Origin of the sequence: Salinibacterium sp. SWN1162, assembly GCF_015864675.1 — a bacterium.
Taxonomy (GTDB): Bacteria; Actinomycetota; Actinomycetes; order Actinomycetales; family Microbacteriaceae; genus Rhodoglobus.
The window spans coordinates 1,064,491-1,085,703 of sequence record NZ_JADYWT010000001.1; the positions used below are offsets into that span (position 1 = coordinate 1,064,491).

General features: G+C 61.5%; 18 protein-coding genes, 1 tRNA gene and 1 pseudogene. 9 read left to right on the forward strand and 11 right to left on the reverse strand.

The genetic code is table 11. The features are described from left to right. Positions 1-30 precede the first annotated feature (30 nt). Entirely contained in the window at positions 31-1,248 is a 1,218-nt protein-coding gene (locus tag I6E58_RS05025; protein WP_129071993.1) for an ammonium transporter, read from the forward strand. A 188-nt stretch (positions 1,249-1,436) separates the two neighbouring features. Here the strand turns inward: I6E58_RS05025 and pdxH are convergent, their stop codons facing one another. Continuing rightward, positions 1,437-2,078 (reverse strand): pyridoxamine 5'-phosphate oxidase, encoded by a 642-nt coding sequence (gene pdxH, locus I6E58_RS05030; RefSeq protein WP_197131070.1) that lies wholly within the window; start codon positions 2,076-2,078, stop codon positions 1,437-1,439. 52 nt (positions 2,079-2,130) lie between these two features. Continuing rightward, the gene (nhaA, locus tag I6E58_RS05035) at positions 2,131-3,393 is read right to left on the reverse strand and encodes a Na+/H+ antiporter NhaA (RefSeq protein ID WP_246837401.1); all 1,263 of its coding nucleotides are present in this window, start codon (positions 3,391-3,393) and stop codon (positions 2,131-2,133) included. A gap of 255 nt (positions 3,394-3,648) precedes the next feature. On the opposite strand from nhaA, the gene I6E58_RS05040 reads away from it, so the two are divergent. After that, positions 3,649-3,930 carry an iron-sulfur cluster assembly accessory protein gene (locus I6E58_RS05040; protein ID WP_197131073.1) on the forward strand — a complete coding sequence of 94 codons (282 nt, stop codon included), beginning with the start codon at positions 3,649-3,651 and terminating at the stop codon, positions 3,928-3,930. A 51-nt stretch (positions 3,931-3,981) separates the two neighbouring features. Here I6E58_RS05040 and I6E58_RS05045 read toward each other — a convergent pair whose 3' ends face one another. Further along, a complete protein-coding gene (locus I6E58_RS05045; RefSeq protein ID WP_197131075.1) occupies positions 3,982-5,094 on the reverse strand; it encodes a hypothetical protein in 1,113 nt (370 codons plus the stop codon). 115 nt (positions 5,095-5,209) lie between these two features. Here I6E58_RS05045 and I6E58_RS05050 point away from each other — a divergent pair, with 115 nt between their 5' ends. Further along, positions 5,210-9,007, forward strand: a complete 3,798-nt coding sequence (locus I6E58_RS05050) for an ATP-binding protein (RefSeq protein WP_197131077.1) — start codon at positions 5,210-5,212, stop codon at positions 9,005-9,007. Between the two features lie 252 nt (positions 9,008-9,259). Here the strand turns inward: I6E58_RS05050 and mscL are convergent, their stop codons facing one another. Next, positions 9,260-9,661, reverse strand: a complete 402-nt coding sequence (mscL, locus tag I6E58_RS05055; protein ID WP_129071987.1) for a large conductance mechanosensitive channel protein MscL — start codon at positions 9,659-9,661, stop codon at positions 9,260-9,262. Here mscL and I6E58_RS14435 point away from each other — a divergent pair. Continuing rightward, positions 9,645-9,908 carry a hypothetical protein gene (locus I6E58_RS14435; protein WP_307842080.1) on the forward strand — a complete coding sequence of 88 codons (264 nt, stop codon included), beginning with the start codon at positions 9,645-9,647 and terminating at the stop codon, positions 9,906-9,908. The genes mscL and I6E58_RS14435 overlap by 17 nt on opposite strands. Before the next feature lie 14 nt (positions 9,909-9,922). Here I6E58_RS14435 and I6E58_RS14440 read toward each other — a convergent pair. Both I6E58_RS14440 and I6E58_RS05065 read right to left on the reverse strand, forming a co-directional pair. Continuing rightward, positions 9,923-10,162 (reverse strand): annotated as a pseudogene (locus I6E58_RS14440) (FmdB family zinc ribbon protein); the annotation flags it as partial. After that, positions 10,071-10,661, reverse strand: a complete 591-nt coding sequence (locus I6E58_RS05065) for a 5-formyltetrahydrofolate cyclo-ligase (protein WP_129071985.1) — start codon at positions 10,659-10,661, stop codon at positions 10,071-10,073. The pseudogene I6E58_RS14440 and the gene I6E58_RS05065, both read right to left, overlap by 92 nt. A gap of 39 nt (positions 10,662-10,700) precedes the next feature. On the opposite strand from I6E58_RS05065, the gene galU reads away from it, so the two are divergent. The 3 genes from galU (at position 10,701) to I6E58_RS05080 (ending at position 13,270) form a co-directional block, all read left to right on the forward strand. Then, entirely contained in the window at positions 10,701-11,591 is an 891-nt protein-coding gene (gene galU, locus I6E58_RS05070) for a UTP--glucose-1-phosphate uridylyltransferase GalU (RefSeq protein ID WP_197131079.1), read from the forward strand. A gap of 3 nt (positions 11,592-11,594) precedes the next feature. Then, entirely contained in the window at positions 11,595-12,254 is a 660-nt protein-coding gene (locus I6E58_RS05075) for a GNAT family N-acetyltransferase (protein WP_129071983.1), read from the forward strand. An 80-nt stretch (positions 12,255-12,334) separates the two neighbouring features. After that, positions 12,335-13,270 (forward strand): hypothetical protein, encoded by a 936-nt coding sequence (locus I6E58_RS05080; protein WP_129071982.1) that lies wholly within the window; start codon positions 12,335-12,337, stop codon positions 13,268-13,270. Positions 13,271-13,360: 90 nt separating this feature from the next. Here I6E58_RS05080 and I6E58_RS05085 read toward each other — a convergent pair whose 3' ends face one another. The 3 genes from I6E58_RS05085 to I6E58_RS05095 form a co-directional block, all read right to left on the reverse strand. Beyond that, positions 13,361-14,992: a cation acetate symporter gene (locus tag I6E58_RS05085; protein ID WP_197131081.1), complete on the reverse strand. Its 1,632-nt coding sequence runs from the start codon at positions 14,990-14,992 to the stop codon at positions 13,361-13,363. Continuing rightward, the gene (locus I6E58_RS05090) at positions 14,989-15,381 is read right to left on the reverse strand and encodes a DUF485 domain-containing protein (RefSeq protein WP_197131083.1); all 393 of its coding nucleotides are present in this window, start codon (positions 15,379-15,381) and stop codon (positions 14,989-14,991) included. Before I6E58_RS05090 ends, I6E58_RS05085 begins: the two co-directional genes overlap by 4 nt. 72 nt (positions 15,382-15,453) lie before the next feature. Beyond that, complete coding sequence (locus I6E58_RS05095; protein WP_197131085.1) at positions 15,454-17,460, reverse strand: AMP-binding protein; 2,007 nt, start codon at positions 17,458-17,460, stop codon at positions 15,454-15,456. Between the two features lie 119 nt (positions 17,461-17,579). Here I6E58_RS05095 and I6E58_RS05100 point away from each other — a divergent pair, with 119 nt between their 5' ends. Continuing rightward, complete coding sequence (locus tag I6E58_RS05100; protein ID WP_197131088.1) at positions 17,580-18,437, forward strand: LuxR C-terminal-related transcriptional regulator; 858 nt, start codon at positions 17,580-17,582, stop codon at positions 18,435-18,437. 79 nt (positions 18,438-18,516) lie between these two features. Beyond that, positions 18,517-18,589: transfer RNA gene (locus tag I6E58_RS05105), tRNA-Ala, on the forward strand. 116 nt (positions 18,590-18,705) lie between these two features. Here the strand turns inward: I6E58_RS05105 and I6E58_RS05110 are convergent. Together I6E58_RS05110 and I6E58_RS05115 are read right to left on the reverse strand one after the other, a co-directional pair. Further along, complete coding sequence (locus I6E58_RS05110; RefSeq protein WP_197131090.1) at positions 18,706-20,469, reverse strand: biotin carboxylase N-terminal domain-containing protein; 1,764 nt, start codon at positions 20,467-20,469, stop codon at positions 18,706-18,708. A 78-nt stretch (positions 20,470-20,547) separates the two neighbouring features. Continuing rightward, positions 20,548-21,192, reverse strand: a complete 645-nt coding sequence (locus I6E58_RS05115) for a nucleoside triphosphate pyrophosphatase (protein ID WP_197131092.1) — start codon at positions 21,190-21,192, stop codon at positions 20,548-20,550. Positions 21,193-21,213 lie beyond the last annotated feature (21 nt).

Consider the following 21,213-nt stretch of genomic DNA (forward strand, 5'->3'; position numbering starts at 1 on the left):
CACCAGGCACACAAAGCGAAAGAGGTTGAGATGGATACAGTGGTTTGGGTACTCATTAGCACTGCACTAGTGCTGCTTATGACCCCCGGTTTGGCATTCTTTTACGGTGGACTCGTCAAAGAGAAGTCCGTAGTCAGCATGATGATGATGAGCTTCGGATCTCTCGGCCTTGTCGCCGTTCTCTGGATCCTCATCGGTGCAAACATGAGCTCGATCGACGGTTCGGTCTGGTCATTCTCCGGAAACCCGTTCAGCAACTTCGGTCAAGAAGGCGTTGCCGGTTCTGACCTCCTCGTCGTCGCTTTCGGTGGAACCTTCGCGATCATCACCACTGCCCTTATCTCTGGTGCCATCGCTGACCGTGCTCGCTTCGGTCCGTGGATGATCTACACCGGCGTCTGGGCAACTCTCGTTTACTTCCCCGTCGCAGCCTGGGTCTGGGGCGGCGGCTGGATTCAGAACCTCGGTGACATCCTCGGCGGCCTTCCCGCCGTGATCGACTACGCCGGTGGTACCGCGGTTCACATCAATGCTGGTGCCGCTGCTCTTGGTCTCGCACTGGTTCTCGGAAAGCGCGTTGGCTTCAGCAAGGACATCACTCAGCCCCACAACGTTCCTCTCGTACTGATCGGTGCCGCTCTGCTCTGGTTCGGATGGTTCGGATTCAACGCCGGTGCCGCGAGCGACCCTGACGAAGCCGGTCTGATCGTGTTCAACACGCTCGCCGCTCCCGCCGCCGGTATTCTCGGCTGGATCTTCGTCGAGAAGCTTCGCACCGGTAAGGCCACCGCCGTCGGTGCCGTCTCGGGTGTTGTTGCTGGACTCGTTGCGATCACGCCGGCCTGTGCAAACCTGACGCCCGGTTGGGCGCTCATCCTCGGTCTGATCGCCGGTGCAATTTGCGCTCTTGCCATCGAGCTCAAGTTCAACCTCGGCTTCGATGACTCGCTTGACGTCGTTGGCCTCCACCTCGTCGCGGGTATCCTCGGAACGATCTACCTCGGCTTCTTCGCCACCGACACCGGACTCTTCGTCGGTGGAGACGCTGGCCAGCTGGTAGTTCAGACCATCAGCGTTCTCGCCGTGGCTATCTTCTCCTTCTCCGCTTCGTGGCTGATCGGCACCGCGATTCAGAAGACCATCGGATTCCGCGTCACTTCTGAAGAAGAGATCGCCGGTATCGACCTCGCTGTCCACGGCGAGTCGGGCTACGCAATGTCTGCACGGGGATCCGTGCCGGCTGAGTAAAGCCCTCAACCTCGGGAGGGGCACGACTGTTATCGCGGTCGTGTCCCTCTTTTGGTGTTAACCGAAGAACCCCGCACCGGGCTATCACGCCGCGGTAGCGGGGTTTCGTTGTGTCCGAGAGTGTGTTGTGTCCGAGAGTGTGTTGTGTCGAGAGTGCGTTGCGTCTCAGGGAACGTGCGGTCGAAGCTCTACGGCTGAAGGCGCAGCCGTTCCCAGCCGCCCGACTCCGTACACCCGAAACGCACCCGATCGTGCAGGCGCGAACTGCGGCCCTGCCAGAACTCGATCGAGTGGGGTTCGACAACGAAGCCGCCCCAGTCAGCGGGACGCGGCACATCGCGCCCCTCGAACTCTGCTTCGAGTTCTGTCACTCGCTGCTCCAAGAGGGCTCGGGATGCGATGGGTTGCGATTGTTCGCTGGCGTGCGCCGCGATCTGGCTGCCTCGCGGTCGCGTGGCGAAGTAGTCGTCTGAAAGAGCTGCGGCGACGGGCCGAGCGGTTCCTTGCACGAGTACCTGCCGGTGAATCGAATACCACGGGAAGACCAGTGCCGCGGCAGGGTTCGCGAGAAGTGCTTGTCCCTTGATCGAGCTGTAGTTGGTAAAGAACTCAAAGCCAGCTTCATCGATCGCGCGCAGGAGAACCGTGCGCGCACTGGGGGAGCCGTCCGCATCCACCGTCGAGAGCACCATCGCGTTCGGCTCATAGACGGCCGCCTCGCTGGCGTTATCTAACCACAGTCGAAACTGGTCGATCGGATCAGCGAGCACATCCGAATCATTGAGCGGCAGTTGGCCGTAGTCGGTGTGTTGGCTCAATGGGTCGGACACGGTGGATCCTTTCGACGGCGGGCTGCATACCGCCGCAGTCCGCTGGTGGGTTTTAGTCTTCGTCTTCGATGAGGGTTTTGTTCTTGTCGGGGATGCCATCCTCGTTCATGTCGCGCTTGCGAGCGAGACGGGAGTCCCAGCGCAGGCTGATCGCGGCGAGAACAGCCGCGAGAGCGGTGCCAATAAGAATCGCGAGCTTGGCGCCGGTGGTGTGCTCGCTATCGGGGAACGAGAGTTCCGAGATGAGCAGCGACACGGTGAAGCCGATACCTGTGAGGAACCCGATGGGCAGCAGGTCTCGAAGTCCGATGGAGTCCGCAAGGCGGAATTTGGTGACCTTGGTGATCAATGCCGTCGTGCCGAGCACACCAATGATCTTTCCGACGACGAGGCCGACAATGATGGCGGCGACAACGGGCTGCACGAGCACATCGCTGACGCTCTCATCTCCACCGAGTGAAACTCCAGCCGCAAAGAACGCGAAGACGGGGAGTGCGATTCCGGATGACGTGGGCCTTACAGCATCGTCGAACGCGTGGGTGCGGGTGTCTTTTTCGCCGTGCACGAGCTTGGCCGGAACGGTGAAGCCCAGAACCACACCGGCGATGGTCGCGTGAACGCCAGAGTCGTGCATGAACGCCCAGGCGACGAGAGCGAGGGGGACCAAGAGCCACCAGCGCGGCTTGCGTGAGCGAACGACAAGACCGAAGAGCACGATAGCGACGAGCGAGAACAGCAGCGAAAGCAGGTCAATGCTCTCGGTGTAAAACAGAGCGATGATGATGATCGCGAGCAGGTCATCCACCACGGCCATTGTAAGCAAGAAGGTGCGGAGCGCTCGCGGGAGGCCACGGCCGAAGATAGCGAGTACCGCCAGGGCAAACGCGATGTCGGTGGCCGTGGGGATGGCCCAGCCGCCGAGTGCCGTCGAGTCACCAGAGATCAGAATGATCAGCGTGAAGAGCAGGGCGGGAAACAGCATGCCACCGATGGCGGCGAAGACAGGAACAGCGGCTTCGCGTGGTTTACGCAGGCTGCCCGCGATGAGCTCTTGCTTGAGCTCGACGCCTACGACGAAGAAGAAGATCGCGAGCAGGCCGTCTGCAGCCCACGTGGCGAGAGTGAGGTTCAAATGAAGCGACTCGGGACCGATGGTGGTTTCGGCAAGGGCTGCATAGCCTTCGCGCCACGGGGAGTTAGCCCAGATGAGCGCGATCGCGGCGGCCACCATCAGCAGGATGCCGCTGGTGGTTTCCATGGTCACCCACCGGCGTACTCGCTTGCGGGGGCTCAGCTTCTTAGTGGATGTGGTCACAAAATTCCAGACGTTGAGGTTCGTCAGCGGGGTCGCCGACGCAATCGCCGACCAGACTTCCCGGCACTCCAGCCCCAATTCTACCGCGTGAGCACCTGAGCGCCTGCACCATGCCGCGGGCGCAGCGCGGTGCATCCTGACCGCACGCTCCACTGACTATGGGAGTTGCCTCACAATCAGCGCTGTGGGTTGCTGACCGCCTCTCACTAAGGCAGCGTGGGGATTTCATTTCGCTGAACCTGGAAGGACGAACATATGCTCACCCTCACCGAAACAGCCACCACGGTCGTCAAGACGATCGTCGAACAAGACCCCGATGCGCAAGCCACGGGCCTGCGCATCAACGGAGAGCCTGGTGCTCCCAACCTCACCGTCGCCGTTGTCGCGGCTCCAGAAGCAGGCGACTCGGTTGTCGAGGCGGATGGTGCCCGCGTTTTCCTCGAGGAGAACGCTTCCGTGGCGCTGAGCGACAAGACTCTCGACGCCAACGTGGGCGAAAACGGCGCGGTGAACTTCGCCGTGATCGACCAGGCCTAACGAGCAACAAGCTTCAGGGTCGGTGACGACACGTTTGTCACCGACTCGCCGCTAGTAGCGGGCGAGAGCGTCAGCATCTCGAGCATGAGTAACCGACCGGCGGATGGCGTCTAGCGCCTCGACCGGATCAGTCTCGGCTTCAGCGATCATTAGCTGACGCTCCGCCTCTGCTAGTCGGGTGCGGGCGCGAGCACTGGCTCCGCCCCGCCCCACCAGCTCTCGAACAACTGAGATCTGACTCCGTGCCGCCACCAAGGTTCCTTGGTAGGCGGCACGGGCGTGTTCGAACCGCTGTTGCTGGTTCCGCGCCGTCGCGAGGGCACTGTCGAGTTCTGTGCGGGCATCGTTCAGCAGAGCTAGCTGTTCGAGCGGGCTGTGAAGATTGCTGGATGTCGCTACCGTGCGTTCCAGCGCCCGCTCGCTGGCGGCGATCGCCGTCAGGATGCGCGCACCGCTCTGGGGGTCGGGAGCCGATTCCGCCGCGAGTCGCGCTTCGAGTAGATCGCTGTGAGTGGCCTCGCGCAGCTGCAGCACGGCAGCAGCTGCTTCCGCGAGTTCGGCGAAAGCCTGGTCGGTCACTTCCGCTGCGCGCTCGGCACGATGCAACGCGGTGGCTGCGCCGCGCAAGGTGTCGGTGACCGCGTTGACGCCGGTAGGGCTGATGTTCGCGGCAGCGGCATCCAGAGCAGTTTCGGCCGCGGCGATCTCTGATCGTCCAGCGGCGAGTTCCCGTCGTGGCACGGTGAGAACGTCATCGTCATAGAGCTCTTCAGCGGCTGCTAGTTGGCGCGCCCCCGCCGCGTCATCGCGCTGCTGCCCAAGCCGAAATGCCTCCGTTAACTGGCCGCGCGCCTCGGCGAGGGCGCTCGCAAAATCGCAGGCGGCGTCCGCGCCGAATTGGGCTACCGCAAAACCGAGTTCGAGGTCGGCTTCGCGAACCCGGTCATCCAGCGCGACTAAAAGTCCAGCGGCGCGCGACTCGAGCGCCGATTGCGAGGCTGTACCGCGGATGCCGCGATCACCGCCGCGACGAAACAGCGTCACGAACGCCACGACTCCGACGGCCAGCACGAGTACCACGACGGTAGCCACCGCAATCGTGGTGCCGCGCACGACGTCGGCGGTATCGGTTGCGACAAGAACGGGCAGACCGAGGGAGAACATGCACCGTATTCTACGGTCGCGTGCCGCATGAACTGGGGGTGTGGCCAGCCGATGAGTCTTGCGAAACCCGCGGCAGTTACAGGCTTTATTGCGGGAAGGAGCTTAAGGTGGCGTTGTGTGGCGTGCAGATAAAGTTTCGGATGATTTCACGGGGGACCCAGAAACGGGCACCCCCGACGTTGACGACGCTGAAAGTGAGCACGCGCACCCCCACGTTCAAGTAACAGCGCCTCATACGCTGAGTTTTGGTGAGCCACACATTATGGCTGGAAACGTTGCAGAACCCACATGGACGCAATGGCGTGCGCAAATTTCTGAACTGGGTGGGCGTTCGCCTCTCATCCACTTCGTTGATTCGCCTCGTACGCGGGTCGACCTCTCAACAACCCACCCGGGCGGCCTTGCCCAGTTCATTACCGGCAAACGCACTCTGCTGTCGAGCCTCATTCGTGACGACGTCGCGCTGCGCTCGGCTAAGACCGCTGCAGGCGCCGTGGCAGCCAAGGGTCTCGAACTCGCAACAGCTCGCGGCATCGACTCCGTTCATTTGGGAGTCGGTATCGCGCGTTGGACCCATGATGACGTCGAGTTCTGTGCCCCCGTTTTGCTGCGCCCGCTTGCCATCCGTCGTCACGGTCGTGACTTCGAACTGAAGCTTCGCGGCAGCGCGTACTTGAACCCTGCGCTGGCTCGTGCTCTCGACGAGCAGTTCCGCCTTCGCCTCGATGCTGAGTCGTTCGTTGCTTTGGCCGATGCTGATGGAACCTTCAAGCCCAACCCGGTGATCGATCGCCTTCGCGGTCTCACCTCTCATCTCGATGCGTTCGCTGTCAGCCCGCGACTCGTTGTGTCGTCATTTGCGGATGTCGCTCATGGTCTTGCCGCCGATGCGGAAGATTTGCAGCATCCGATCCTCGACGCGCTCGCCGGCAACACTGCTGCCGCGTGGACCATCAAGGAGGGTTACGCTCCCGTTCCCGCGCTCTCGGCCGACGAGCGCTCGCCGCAGACGGACAACCTTCTTCTCGACGCAGACGCCGAGCAAGAGAACGTCATCGCGCAGATCGAAGCGGGCAACTCGCTCGTCGTTCGTACGCTTCCGGGCACCGGCGGAACCCAGACGATCGTGAACGCCGTCGGCGCTCTCGTCGCCCAGAACAAGCGTGTTCTTGTCGTGAGCCCGCGTCGGGCATCGCTCCAATCGATTGCGGATCGCTTTGCCGACATCGGGCTTCCCGGTCTTTCGGTTGCCCCACGCACGCTGCGCCGCGACATCATCCGCTCGATTTCTCGCAGTGAGAAAGCCAGCAAGCCCCAGATCGAAGACGTGGATGACGCGCTACTTCGTCTGCGCAAGATCATGCTCGACTACCGCGAGTCCATGTCTGTCACCGACGGTGTGCTTGGCGTCTCGGTTCTCGATTGTGTTTCGGAACTCAGCCGTCTCGCGTTGCTCCCCACACCGCCGTCGACGACCGCACGGTTGTCGCGCGAGGCAGTGGAGAAGCTTGCCAAAGATCGCAGCACCGCTACTGGTGTGATCATCGCTGCGGCCAAGCTCGGCGAATTCAGGTACGGCCCCGGAGATTCGCCCTGGTATGGCGCTCAGTTTGCCAACGGTGGCGAAGCGCTCAAGGCTCATCAGGTTGCCCAGCGCGTTAACTCACAGTTGTCAGAGTTGCTGGATGTCGCCAATCGTCTGGTCTCGAACACGCGTATGCGACCCTTCCAGAGCATCGATGAGCTCGGGGTGTACCTGCGTCTTCTCGTCGACTTGCGCGAAACGCTCGACCGTTTCGTGCCGACGGTGTTCGACCGCGCCATTACGGAACTTATCGCGGCGACTGCTCCGCGCCGTGACTTCCCCGAAATGACCGGCGCGAATCGTCGCCGGCTCAAGAAGCTTGCGCTGGAGTATGTGCGCCCCGGTGTTCGCGTGCCCGATATGCACGGCGCCCTCAAGCGGATTCAGAAGCAGCGGGTGCTGTGGCACCGCTTTGTTGCCGAGGGTGCGAGCCCCGCAGTACCCGTCGGAATTGGTGAAGTACAACGGTCGTACCAACAGGTCTCCGAAGACCTTGCTCTGCTCGACATCCCGTTGGGCATTGCTGATTCGCACGTCAACTTGTCGGCTCTGCCCATCCCGTTCCTGATCGAAAAGGTTGCGTCGCTCGCTGCGGAGTCTGACGTGCTCAATAACCTTCAAGAGCGCACCGCTCTGATGGGGAGCTTGCGGGACTTGAAGCTGGATCCGCTCATCGAAGACTTGGCCGAGCGTCATGTTCCTCAGGACCAAGTCGCTGCTGAGCTCGAATTGTCGTGGTGGAAGTCTGCACTCGACTCCATGCTCGAAGTTGATCGCGCCCTACTCAACGCCAATACGACTGTTGTCGATCGACTTGAAGCAGATTTCCGACTTGTCGATGAAGCTCATGCCTCTGCCAATGCCAAGCAATTGTCGTGGCAGATCGCCGAAAACTGGAAGATTGGTCTCGTTGACTGGCCCGATGAGGCCAGCGCCCTCAAGCGAGCGCTCGCCAAGGACCGCCTCACGTCCTTCGACGTGCAGACCTCTGCTCCGCACCTCTCACGCACGATCGCGCCGGTCTGGCTGGCCTCACCGTACGAGATCGATTCCGTCGTTGACACGATGCCGTTTGACACGCTTTTGCTCGTTGACGCTGGCGCCGTAACGGTCGCCGAAGCAGCGGGCGCCATCCGCCGCTCGAAGCAAGTCATCGTTATTGGTGACCCGGTCATCCAGTCTCCTACCCCGTTCGACACCGCAGTGCGCGACGCTACCGGCGACCTGCCGCAGCCCGTGAGCGACGAGATTCGTGAGGCGCTGGTCGCTGACTCAGCCTTTGCAAAACTCAGCGGGCTGCTTCCGACGCTGACCCTGACGCGCAGCTATCGCCCGGGTGGCGAAGAACTCGCCGAACTCGTCAACCGTCGTTTCTATGACGGTCAGATCGAATCCCTGCCGTGGGCTGGCAGCTTCCTCGGCCACGGCAGCCTTGCGGTCAGCTACGTCGCTGATGGCGTCGGCATGCCCGATCCTGACTCAGGAGCCGTCGAAAGCCCCGACGCCGAGGTGTCGCGCGTCGTTGAACTCGTTCTCGACCACGCCACGAAGCGCCCGCAAGAATCGCTCATGGTGATTACAGCGAGCCCCGTGCATTCGGTGCGGGTCATGCAGGCGGTTCTGGATGCGGTTAGCCGTCGCCGCCCCGAACTGCTCGACGTCATCATCGGCGATCGTGCTGAACCGTTTACTGTGACGACGATCGATCAAGCCGTGGCCCAGAGTCGCGACCGGGTGATCTTCTCCATCGGATATGGCCGCACCCCGCACGGTCGCGTGCTCTCCGACTTTGGTTCGCTCGGCGAGCCCGGGGGAGAGCGTCTACTCGCTGTCGCTATGACGCGTGCTCGTCGCTCGCTCGAAATCGTGACATCGTTCCGCTCGGAAGACCTCGACGACGGTCGCATGAAGCACGGTGCTGTGGCGCTGGCTGAAGTGCTCGACGAAGTGGATGCCCGCTACGCCGAGGTTCCCGTGCCCGATGACAGCGACCCCATGCTCGTTGACCTCGCCCGTCGCCTTGAGGCGCGCGGACTGCGCGTAGCTCTCGGTCATCGCGCCAAACTCGGCCTCGTCGCTTCGCGCGGAGGACGCTGCGGCACGATCGAGACCGATGCGATGGTTCACGAGTCAAGTCTGCGCGAATCGCTTCGGTTGCGCCCGGAACTGCTGCGCCGGCTCGGCTGGCATTATCTGCGCGTCCACGCGTTCGAACTGTTCAGTGATCCCGATCAGGTGGCCGATAAGGTGGCCCGGATGCTCGGAGCAGAGCCTGCTCCCACGACCGAGCCCATCACGATCGTGCCTGCTCAACGCCCCCAGCAGTAATGGAGCAACGCAGTGACGAGGCTGGCTCCGAGGTGACAGCGCCGCGGGTCAAGCGTTCGAAGAGTCGTCGGGTGACCACGGCCCCGCCGGCAGGATCAGATCCGCATCCGACGGGCGAGCCGGAACGGCACCAGAACAACGAAAACGACGAGCGACTCAAAGGCGACAAACCTCCGCATTGGGGGTAAGTTCCTTGGCCGCTCGCCGTGGGGCTCGAGCTTCGGGGGCAGCTCGAGTGAGAGCTAATGCATGTTAGTTGTTTTGCTTAGCGAGCAGGTCGCGAATCTGAAGAAGCAGTTCGGCTTCGGTCGGGCCAGCTTCAGGCTCGACCACGACGGGCTTGCGCGCGGCAGCGAGCTTGTTGGCGTAGTTCATCGGAGCAACGATGGCGAAGTACACCACGGCGGCGACGAGCACGAACTGGATAATCGCCGCGATGACTGCGCCGAAGTAAATGATTGCGCCGCTAGAGCCAAGCTCCACGGGAAGCGCTGTCGCGAGAGACTCGGCGCTGAAGATGGCGCCAATCAGCGGGTTGAACACCGCTTCAACGATGGTGTTGACGACTGCTGTGAAAGCAGCACCAATAACAACCGCTACAGCCAAGTCGACAACGTTGCCGCGCAAAATAAATTCTTTGAAACCGGAAAGCATAAGTGCTCCTAATCGTGGGGGATACGTCAACTATGACGCTTTAGCCGCCGATGGTGAAGCGGATGACGAAGAAGAACCGGAAGAACTTGATGCTCCTGACGAGGCCGACGAGCTCGTTGATGACGAATTTGACGATCCGGAGTCGCTTGAACTCGAGCCTGATGTCTTAGACGTTGATGCTTTCGAACTCGATGAACCCGAGCTCGAATCGCTCGAAGTCGTCGTGGAACGCGAGTCGTTGCGGTAGAAGCCCGAACCGTTGAACGTGACGCCGACGGCGGAGAAAATCTTGCGCAGCTTGCCCTGGCAGGCGGGGCATACGGTGAGGGAGTCATCGGTGAACGACTGCTGAATATCAAAAGCGTTGTCACACTCAGTGCAACGGTAAGAGTAGGTAGGCACGAGATCCTTAGTTGTGCTCGGTGATGGTGACAATCCCCGACGGGGTAACAATGCCATCCACTGGTTGGTCATGAATTTCGGTGGGAACTTCTGCCACATATTCGTTATCAAAGATCACCGCGTACACGGGAGGCTTGGTCTCCATAGAGCCGAGCGTTTTGTCGAAGTAGCCGCGACCCCAGCCCATGCGCATTCCGGAATGATCAACGGATGCCGCCGGCACGATAATAAGGTCGACATCGTTGATCGCGATCGGTCCGAGCACCTCGCTCGTCGGAGCGGGCATGCCGATGAGGTCTTTGTCTTCGTCTTCGCCGTCGTAGGGAGCCCAGTCGAGCAGGCCGTCGGCACGAGAGATGGGGAGCAACACGGTGATGTCGTGTTCGCACGCCCACCGCAAAAAACCACGGGTTTCGGGTTCGTCGGTGGTCGATAGGTAGGCCGCTATGGAACGGGAACCGAGGCGCTGAGCTAGGTCAATGAGGTTCTCTGTTACACCTGTGTTAAATTCTTCCCGCTCTTTCGCGGTACAGATGCGTCGGCGTTCGCGTAATTCGGCCCTAAGTGCACGTTTGTCGTGACTGACGTCGTCGGTCATATACGCATTCTACGAGACTGGCGCAGTAGCATGTACCCCATGGCTACGAAGATTACTAAAGCGGTTATCCCTGCTGCAGGTCTGGGCACTCGATTCTTGCCGGCAACGAAGGCAATGCCGAAGGAAATGTTGCCGGTGGTCGACAAACCGGCCATCCAATATGTTGTTGAGGAAGCAGTCGCTGCCGGTCTCACCGATGTGCTGATGATCACCGGGCGCAACAAGAACGCCCTCGAGAATCATTTCGATCGAATGACCGAGTTGGAATCCACCCTCCAGCAAAAGGGCGACACTGATCGTCTTTCCAAGGTCGAGTTCTCTAATGACTTGGCCGACATGCACTACGTGCGTCAGGGAGACCCGCGTGGTCTCGGTCACGCTGTTCTCCGGGCCAAGATGCACGTGGGCAATCAGCCTTTCGCTGTGCTGCTCGGCGACGACCTCATTGACGCTCGCGATGTTCTGCTCTCGCGCATGCTCGCTGAGCAAGAGGGGCGTAACGCCACCATCATCGCGCTCATGGAAGTCGACCCCGCGATGAGCCACATGTATGGCATTGCGACCGTGGAACCCACGGATGACCCTGACGTCGTTCGTATTACCGGTCTCGTTGAGAAGCCAGCTCAGGGCACCGCGCCGTCTAACCTCGCGATCATTGGTCGCTACGTGCTGCGTCCCGAAATTTTTGACATCTTGGAGCGCACCGATCCCGGTAAGGGCGGCGAGATTCAGCTCACGGATGCTCTGCAAGAGATGGCAGAAAGTGACATTGCCGGTGGAGTATTCGGCGTTGTCTTCCGTGGTCGTCGTTACGACACGGGTGACCGTCTTGACTACATCAAAGCCATCGTTCAGCTCGCGGTCGAGCGCGACGACCTGGGTCCCGAGCTGCGCCCGTGGCTGCAGCAGTTCAGCGCAACTCTGGAGTAGCGAGTGGCGTACGGCATTCCGACGCTCGGCGAAGGAAACATCACCATTCGGGCCATCCGGGTGCGCGACGCGAGGGCGCTGGAGAACGAGCTCCGCGATAACCGGAGGTGGCTTCGCCAGTGGGAAGCCACGAGTCCGGTCGGCCCCGCCTCGTTCGACGTGAAGTCGAGCATCCGGGGTCTGCTCCAGCAGTCTCGAGTCGGCACCGGACTGCCGTTCGTCATCGAATACAACGGTGAAGTGGCGGGTCAGCTCAACGTGTCATCGATCACCTATGGATCGTTGGCGTCGGCATCCATCGGCTATTGGGTATCTGAGCGTTTTGCGGGCAAGGGGCTCACTCCCACCGCTGTTGCGCTGGCCACTGACTACTGCTTCTTCCAACTCGGCCTTCACCGCATGGAGATCTGCATTCGACCCGAAAACGAGCCAAGTCTGCGCGTCGTAGAGAAGCTCGGGTTCCGTTACGAGCAATTGCGGCGCCGCTACATTCATATCGACGGAGACTGGCGCGATCACTTCTGCTTCGCGCTCACGGTCGAGGAGCTTCCGCAGGGGGTTTACCGCCGTTGGCAGCTGGGCCAAGCCCCCGAGCAGGATGCTCACATCCCTGCCGAGGACCGCCTAACAGCGTCTCGACCGATGATTCTTCCGCGCCGTTAGCGGGCGGACTCTCAGCAAGTTTTGAGATCCGTGCCGCGTGCCGACGGCCTGTCGCGCTCGGTTGCTCGTAGCGTATAGCCATGGAACTCACCAGCATCGGCGGCGGCGTCATGATCGCGCTCGCTGCGGCACTGTGGTTGGTGTACCTGATCCCCAACTGGTTCAAGAATCGCGAATACCTAGCCACCGAGCGCAATGCCGTTCGACTGCAGCAGACTATTCGTGTGTTGGCTCAGACCTCCGAAGTGCCGGATGAAGTTCGGGCCGAAGCTGTCGCGCGTCAGGCTGCCGAGCTCGCCAAGGCGCAGGTGAGCCAGGGACCGGTGGCGGTGGGTCGCCCGGTGACCCCGCCCACTCGGGAAGAAGTTGTCGCCCTGTCTGCGCGTCGCTTACGCCGAACGCGCGCTTTCACCGCGCTGGTTCTGCTCGCGAGCGTGGCCGTGGTAGCAGTTAACGTCGTCATGATTTTCACGGCCGGGGCGGCTCTCGCTTCAGGCACCTGGCTGGTTCTTGCCGCCGCGACTATGGCCGGTATCAGCGCTACATCAATGCTGTCGCGGCTCGCCGCACGTTCGCGTGCTCGCCGAAACGAGGCCGCGCCCACGACTCGCACCGCTGCACCCCGCCGTCGCGTCGTTCTTTCCTCCGATGCCCCCGTCGAAGACGTGACGTCGAAAGTCAGCTGGACTCCAGTACCGGTTCCCAAGCCGATGTACCTGACCCGCAGCAACGCGCCAGAGGCAGCGGTCGCTGCTGCTCGTCACGCCGGAAAGATCGATAGCGAGCTGCGGGCTGCCGCGGAATCTGCCGAGCAAGCCTTGCGCGCGAACACCGCTGCCATGGCAGCGGCAACGCGCGAAGCGGAGCTTGCGCGCGAAGCGAAAAAGACGCCGGCCCCACCGGCGCAAGCACCGGCGGCAACTCCACCGAGTCGCTTTGCGGGTATGGGCATTATCGAAATCGATGGTCGCACCCCTGACCTTGACGCTGCACTCGCTCGTCGTCGCGCCAGCTAAGCACCCTCTCCAGCGCGTCGTGTACGCCGGACATAACACTGGGGCGTACCGCTCGGTGGTTAGACCGAGCGATACGCCCCAGCGTCTCTTCTAGTGTTCGGTCGCGGCTTCAGCACCGTGGCCGGTGAGGGAGCGCACGTCCATCTCGGCGGCGAGATCGGGGTCTTCCGTGCGCGATGAGGTCACGGTGCCCAACCAACCGAGTGCGAACCCGAGAGGGATCGAGACGATTCCGGGATTCTGGAGCGGGAAGACCGCGAAGTTCACGCCCTCGCCCAGCATCGAGGTGGGAGTGCCACTCATTACGGGGGAGAAAACGATCAGCAGAATTGCTGCGGATAGCCCGCCGACCATGCTCCACACTGCACCGCGAGTGTTGAACCGCTTCCAGTAGAGGGAGTACAGAATCGTGGGTAGGTTCGCACTCGCCGCGACGGCGAAGGCGAGAGCCACGAGGAACGCGATGTTCTGGCCCTGAACTCCGATGCCTCCCGCGACCGCAAGAACTCCGATGACGACGACAGTACGTCGCGCAATCTTGACCTCGGCATCCGGGTCGCCCTTGCCCTTCTTGATCACGTTGGAATAGATGTCGTGAGCGAAGGATGCCGCCGCCGTGATCGTGAGCCCCGCCACCACCGCGAGGATGGTCGCGAATGCGATCGCAGAAACGAAGCCGAGCAGCAGTGGCCCGCCAAGCTCGAGCGCCAGTAGCGGCGCCGCTGAGTTCACTCCGCCGGGTGCATCCAGAATCGTCGCCGAACCGACCAGGGCCGCCGCGCCGTACCCCAAGACCAGGGTGAGGATGTAGAAGCCGCCGATGAGCCAAATCGCCCACACGACCGAACGTCGTGCCTCTTTCGCCGTAGGCACCGTGTAGAAACGCATGAGCACGTGAGGGAGGCCTGCCGTACCCAGCACGAGCGCGAGCGACAACGAGATGAAGTCGAGCGGGTTCGTGCCGTACTTCAGCCCCGGAGCCAAGATCGCTTCCGCGGGAACGGCGACCGAGTTGTCCACGGCGCTCTGCAGCACGCGAGACAGATCGAAACCGTTGAGGATGAGTACCCAAATGGCCATCGCGATTGCAGCGCCAACCAACAGGAACGCCTTCACGATCTGCACCCACGTGGTGCCCTTCATGCCACCGATGAGTACATACAGAATCATCAGACCGCCCACGATGGCGACGACAACTGATTGACCAACCTTGTCGTCGATGCCGAGGAGCAGGGAGACGAGGCCACCGGCTCCGGCCATCTGCGCCAGGAGGTAGAAGAAGCAGACCGCGAGCGTGGTTGCCGCTGCCGCCATCCTGACCGGACGTTGCTTCAAGCGGAAGGAAAGAACATCCGCCATCGTGAATTTGCCGGTGTTGCGCATGAGCTCAGCGACCAAGAGCAGGGCGACGAGCCAGGCCACCAAGAAGCCGATCGAATACAAGAAACCGTCGTAGCCGTTGATCGCGATGGCGCCCACGATGCCCAAGAAGGATGCGGCCGAGAGATAGTCGCCCGTGATGGCAAAACCGTTCTGCGGGCCAGTGAATGACCGCCCGCCGGCGTAGTAATCCGCAGCCGAAGCGTTGTTGCGACTGGCCCGGATCACGATAAAGAGGGTGATGCCCACAAACGCGATAAAGATTGAGATGTTGAGTATCGGATCGCTCTGGGATTCGGCATCGACAGCCGTCGCGAGCACGCTTACCGTGGAGAGAATCATGCTGCAGACTCCTTTGCTGCGAGGTCGGCTCGAAGCTCGGCGGCAAGAGGATCAAGCCGGCGGTTTGCGAAAGAAACGTAGGTCATGGTGATCACAAACGTTGTAATGAATTGGCCAAAGCCGAGCAGCAGCCCGACATTAATCACGCCAAAGACCGGCGTCGCCATGAAGTCGTGCGCGTACGCGGCGAGAATCACGTAGGCGAAGTACCAGACCAGAAAAAAGATGGTCAGCGGGAACACGAACGAGCGGTGTCGCCGTTTGAGTTCAATGAATGCTGGGTTCTTTTCCTCGGCTTGATAATCGAGTCCGGTACGAGCGGCGGGCGCAGTAGCGGTCTCGCCGGGCGGGGAACTTACTTTCTTCGTGGGGGAACTTTCATCAGACATTTGGGGCCTCCTTGCCACAAACAATTGATACGGGGGATAGGGGCAGAGCGTGAGTGGTGGACGAGATGGGAGCTACTGAGAGCGGATTCGACCAGCGGCTGTGTAGATCGCATCGAGCACGGTGACATCTTCAATCGTGGGAGGTATGCGAACTTCCTCACCGTCGAAGATCTGACGAATGGTTTTGCGCAGGATTTTTCCCGAGCGGGTCTTGGGGAGACGCTCGACGACCATGACATCCCGGAAGGCAGCGACCGGCCCAATGACCTCGCGAACCAGCGCCACAAGCTCAATAGCGAGAGCGCCCTCATCACGATTCCTGCCGTGCTTCATCGTGATGAAGGCCGCGGCCCGCTGGCCCTTCAGCTCGTCGTGGAGTCCGAGAACGGCGCATTCAGCGACATCCGGATGTTGGGAGATCACTTCCTCGAACGACCCCGTCGACAGGCGGTGACCCGCGACATTGATGACGTCGTCGGTGCGCCCCATCACGAAGAGGTAGCCGTCGTCATCGAAGTAACCGGCGTCACCGGTGGCGTAGTAGCCGGGGAACTCTGTGAGGTAGGAGTTCTCGAACCGTTCCGTGCTGCCCCAGAGCCCGATCAGAGCGCCGGGAGGAAGCGGCAACTGGATCGCAATGTTTCCCTCAGTACCGGGCTTCGTGACGTCATTGCCTTCGCGGTCGAGGATGCGGGGGATGAACCCGGGCATCGGCACGCCCGTCGAGCCCGCCTTCGACTCGAGCTGCTGAACACCGCGCGGGTTGGCGCAGATCGGCCACCCGGTTTCGGTCTGCCACCAGTGGTCCACGATCGGAACGCGGATGCCGTCGTTGGCCCAGTGCCACGTCTCCGTATCGAGACGCTCGCCGGCCAGGTAGATCGCCTGCAAACTCGAGGTGTCGTACTTCTCTAGCTCGTCGAGCGTGGGGTCTTCGCGGCGGATTGCGCGGAGCGCTGTGGGAGCCGTGTAGAGCACATCCACTGCGTAATCCTGGATGATGCGCCAGAACGTTCCCGCATCGGGGGTGCCAATCGGCTTTCCCTCGTAGAGCACCGTCGCCGCCCCCGCGAGGAGAGGGCCGTACACGATAAAGGAATGACCGACGACCCAGCCGACATCCGATGCAGTAAAGATCGTGCTGTCGGGCCCCACCGCGTAGATATTGGTCATCGCCCACTGCAGCGCCACAGCGTACCCGCCGGTGTCGCGCACAACACCCTTCGGGCTTCCGGTGGTTCCGGAGGTGTAAAGAATGTAGAGCGGGTCCTGCGCCCGCATTTCTACGGCGTCGGCGGGTAACGCGCTCGACTCGAGTTCATCCCAGTCCAGCCACGAGACGTCGGGAGAGCCGCCGCTGGCCGCGCCCGAGGTGTATTCAGCGATGTCCCCATCGATCTGGGGTCGATCTTTAACAACGACGTAGCGCACGCTGCCGGTGCTGAGCCCGATCGCCTGATGAACGATAGGCAGGTATTCCACCTGGCGAGAAGGCTCAAGGCCTCCCGTTGCGGTAACGATGACGGAGGGAGTGGCATCGTTGATGCGAACAGCAAGCTCGTTGGCGGCAAAGCCCCCGAATACGACCGAGTGAATGGCGCCGATCCGAGCGCAGGCCAGCATGGCAACGACGGCTTCGGAGATCATCGGCAGGTAGATGAGTACGCGATCGCCCGCGCCAACGCCGAGTTCGTGGAGAGCACCGGCGAACTTTCTGACGCGGTCAAGAAGCTCTGCGTAGGTGAGTACACTCTTTTCGCCGATCATTGCTGAGTCGGTGATCAGCGCCGGATGATGGCCGCGGCCAGCAGCAACGTGGCGGTCGAGCGCGTTGACGCTGATGTTCATGGTGCCGTCGGCAAACCAGCTGCCGTGATCGGTTCCCGGCTCCTGGGCGTGGCTGGGGGAAGACAGGGTTGGTGGAGTAATCCAGTCAACACAGTCAGCTTGTTGGAGCCAGAAATCATCGGGAGCACGAGTGGAGTGCTCGTAGATTTCGGCGTACGAATCGGATTGGTGTCGCAGGCGGGCGGCCACTCTGTGAACCGAGACTCGCTCTAGCGAAGGGGCATCTGGCATCAATTTCTCCTTTGAAATGTGTGCTGTGGATTCCCGGCGGGGGCTGGGGAATCCCGTGCTAGCCTCAGATTACGGAGGGGCGTACAGCACGTAATACCCCCGAAAGTTGGGAATCAGCAATGACGCAGATATCTGAACCAAGTGACTTTGATTTGATCCAGCAGGCCACTCGAGAGATTGCCTCGAGCACGGGCTTCAGCCTGTCGTTCGGCGGTCTCACCTCCGGCATCGAGCTCACCGTGAATGCGTTCAGTGGTGCTCGAACCGGCAAATTAGATGGCCTCAAAGTGAGAAAAGAGCGCGGCCTTGGCGGGCTCGCCATGGCTCAGCGCAGTCCACGTTTTACGCGGGACTACGAGCATTCGCCCGACATCACTCATGATTACGATGGGGCTGTCTTAGGCGAAGGCGTTGTCTCCCTCCTGGCGATTCCGATCATTGCGGGGGGAAGGCTCCGCGGGCTGATTTACGCCGGATCGCACTCTCTCGTCGAGCCGGACACGGCGGCAGCTCGACCAGCCGTAGCGATCGCTGCTGCACTGGGCAATGAGCTGGCTATTCGTGACGAAGTGACGCGTCGGATGGTGGCGCAGAGGTCACATCCGAGCAGGGGACTGTCTCCCGTTGCAGAGGAGTATCTTCGAGAACAGTTTGCGCAGCTTCGCCAGTTGGCGGCGACGGTGACGGATCGCGACGTCAGAAAGAAGCTGCACGACATCGGCCGCGGGCTCACAGACGCGCTCAGCGTTGGCGACGCCGAAGTGTTGTCGCGCGAACGTAGCCTGAAGCTTTCGCCCCGGGAGACGGATGTGCTGTCGTGCGTCGCGCTCGGGTACAGTAACTCGCGCACTGCTGCACTGCTGTCGCTCACTGAACAAACGGTCAAGGGATACCTGGGCAGCGCGATGAAAAAGCTCGACGCCTCATCGAGATTCACCGCGGTTTCGACGGCGCGCAAGTTCGGACTTCTGCCGTAGCGCGGCAACTCTCAGTCACGGATGCCCAGCATCCGTCTTCGCGGGCAAGTGCTGAGTGATATTGTTGCTTGAGCAGTACGGGCCCTTGGCGCAGTTGGTAGCGCGCCTCGTTCGCATCGAGGAGGTCAGGAGTTCAAATCTCCTAGGGTCCACAGCCTGTACAACTGCACGAACTGCACCAACTGCACAACTTCACCAAATGAGAAGGCCGCCCAGCCCGTCGTGAGACGGAATGGGCGGCCTTTCTTGTGCTGCGAGGGCGGGGAAGTTACGCGTCCTCGTCAGCGATGTTCATGAGCAGGTGACCAGAGGATACAGTCTGGCCGACGCTGGCATTCAGAGTCGAGACGATGCCGTCCTTGTGAGCGACGAGCGGCTGTTCCATCTTCATGGCCTCAAGCACGAGGATCAGGTCGCCCTTGACGACCTTGTCGCCCTCGGCAACCGCAACCTTCACGATCGTGGCCTGCATCGGGGCCTTGACCGAGTCGCCGGTGATCGTGTTGACGCTGGACGCTGCGCGACGCTTGGGAGCGGCCGACAGCGTTGCGCCGGTCGACGTGCTCGGTACGAGCTTGGAGGGAAGGTTCACTTCGACGCGCTTGCCGTTGACCTCGACGACCACGTTGTGGCGTGCGACGACCGGAGTCTCGTCGGCAAGGGATCCGGTCCAAGGCTCAATGTCGTTCTCGAAATCGGTCTCGATCCAGCGCGTGTAAATGCTGAACGGTTCGCTCGTGAAGGCAGGGTCGCGAACGATCTTGCGGTGGAACGGCAGCACCGTGGGGAGGCCAGCAACCTCGAACTCGTCGAGGGCGCGGCGCGAACGCTCGAGAGCATCCTCACGGCTGGAACCGGTAACAATGAGCTTGGCGAGCAGCGAGTCGAAGGCTCCACTGATCTCGTCGCCTGTCGTGACACCGCTATCAACACGGATGCCGGGGCCGCCGGGCACGCGCAGAACGTGAACCGGACCGGGGGAGGGCATGAAGTTGAGGCCAGCGTCTTCGCCGTTGATGCGGAACTCGAACGAATGACCGCGCGGGATGGGGTCGTCGTAGTCGAGAACTCCACCCTCAGCGATGCGGAACTGTTCGCGCACGAGGTCGATGCCTGTCACTTCTTCGGAGACAGGGTGTTCGACCTGAAGACGAGTGTTCACTTCGAGGAATGAGATCGTGCCGTCCTTGGCAACGAGGAACTCACACGTGCCGGCACCGAGGTAGCCCACTTCGCGCAGGATGGCCTTGGAAGACTCGTACAGGGCCTTGTTCTGCTCATCCGAGAGGAACGGGGCTGGAGCTTCTTCGACAAGTTTCTGGTGGCGACGCTGCAGCGAGCAGTCGCGGGTGGAGATCACGACAACATTGCCGTGAGCATCCGCAAGACACTGGGTCTCGACGTGGCGGGGCTGGTCGAGGTACTTCTCTACGAAGCACTCGCCGCGACCGAACGCGGCAACAGCCTCGCGAGTAGCGGAGTCGAACAGCTCGGGAATTTCTTCGCGAGTGCGAGCGACCTTGAGGCCGCGACCGCCGCCGCCGAATGCAGCCTTGATGGCAACGGGAAGACCGTGGATGTCAACGAAGTCAAGAACCTCGTCTGCACCCGAGACGGGGTTGAGAGTTCCGGGGGCGAGTGGAGCGCCCACCTTCTCAGCGATGTGGCGGGCCGAAACCTTGTCGCCCAGCTTCTCGATGGCTTCGGGGGACGGGCCGATCCAGATGATGCCTGCCTCGATCACGGCGCGAGCGAACTCAGCGTTCTCGGCGAGGAAGCCATAGCCCGGGTGGATTGCGTCGGCGCCAGAGCGGCGGGCGATCGAGAGAATCTTGTCGATCACGAGATACGTCTCTGCGCTCGTGGAGCCCTCGAGCGCGTACGCCTCGTCAGCGAGCTTCACGTGCCGAGCATCCCGATCCTGGTCGGCGTAGACCGCCACTGAACCGATGCCACTGTCTTTAGCCGCGCGGATAACGCGAACGGCGATCTCTCCGCGGTTGGCGATGAGTACCTTCGTAATACGAGCCATAGTGACCTAGCTTATGGGGAGGAGGGCCGAAGCCTTGGGCGGAAGCGCACAAAAATCTGAGACAAGCACTGTGGATGCCTACAGAGTCGGGCGATCGATGTTCCAGAGATCGGTCCACTCGGCATCGAACTCGCGCATGAGTTGGCGTACCAACGAGACCGAGAGCCCCACCACAGCATGCGGATCGCCTTCAATGCGTTCGATGAAAGCGGCGCCGAGGCTGTCGATCGTAAACGAGCCCGCAACCTTCAGCGGCTCTCCGGTAGCGACGTAAGCATCGATTTCAGCATCCGACATGTTGGAGGCAAAGCTCACGCTGGCGCTCGAAACGGCACCGGTCGCGCCACGAATTTGGCCCCCACGGTGATCGATCAGCCAGTGACCCGAGTGCAAGACGCCGGTGCGGCCGCGCTGCGCGTGCCACCGTTGCCGCGCGATTTCTGGTTCATGCGGCTTTCCAAATAATTCGCCATCCAATTCGAAAGCGGAATCTCCCCCCAGAATGAAGCCATCGATGGGGGCGCCGTTCACCAGCGCGCCGACAACTGCTTCGGCTTTGGCGCGCGCCAACAACTCAACAAGCGCGGGGCCATCGAGGGGTCCGGGAGCTGCAGCGGCCACAGCGTCTTCGTCAACGCCCGAGGCCAAAAGTACGGGGTCGACGCCCGCTGCGCGCAGGGTTGCGAGCCGCGCGGGAGAGGTGGAAGCAAGATAAAGGCGCACAAAGGCTCCTATGCTCAAGGG

Excerpts from the sequence above, each read along its gene's own strand:
- I6E58_RS05025 (WP_129071993.1), top strand. The coding sequence starts at position 31 with ATGGATACAGTGGTTTGGGTACTCATTAGCACTGCACTAGTGCTGCTT.
- I6E58_RS05040 (WP_197131073.1), top strand. The coding sequence starts at position 3,649 with ATGCTCACCCTCACCGAAACAGCCACCACGGTCGTCAAGACGATCGTC.
- I6E58_RS05045 (WP_197131075.1), bottom strand. The coding sequence starts at position 5,094 with ATGTTCTCCCTCGGTCTGCCCGTTCTTGTCGCAACCGATACCGCCGAC.
- mscL (WP_129071987.1), bottom strand. The coding sequence starts at position 9,661 with ATGCTTTCCGGTTTCAAAGAATTTATTTTGCGCGGCAACGTTGTCGAC.
- I6E58_RS05065 (WP_129071985.1), bottom strand. The coding sequence starts at position 10,661 with ATGACCGACGACGTCAGTCACGACAAACGTGCACTTAGGGCCGAATTA.
- galU (WP_197131079.1), top strand. The coding sequence starts at position 10,701 with ATGGCTACGAAGATTACTAAAGCGGTTATCCCTGCTGCAGGTCTGGGC.
- I6E58_RS05080 (WP_129071982.1), top strand. The coding sequence starts at position 12,335 with ATGGAACTCACCAGCATCGGCGGCGGCGTCATGATCGCGCTCGCTGCG.
- I6E58_RS05085 (WP_197131081.1), bottom strand. The coding sequence starts at position 14,992 with ATGATTCTCTCCACGGTAAGCGTGCTCGCGACGGCTGTCGATGCCGAA.
- I6E58_RS05090 (WP_197131083.1), bottom strand. The coding sequence starts at position 15,381 with ATGTCTGATGAAAGTTCCCCCACGAAGAAAGTAAGTTCCCCGCCCGGC.
- I6E58_RS05095 (WP_197131085.1), bottom strand. The coding sequence starts at position 17,460 with ATGCCAGATGCCCCTTCGCTAGAGCGAGTCTCGGTTCACAGAGTGGCC.
- I6E58_RS05100 (WP_197131088.1), top strand. The coding sequence starts at position 17,580 with ATGACGCAGATATCTGAACCAAGTGACTTTGATTTGATCCAGCAGGCC.
- I6E58_RS05110 (WP_197131090.1), bottom strand. The coding sequence starts at position 20,469 with ATGGCTCGTATTACGAAGGTACTCATCGCCAACCGCGGAGAGATCGCC.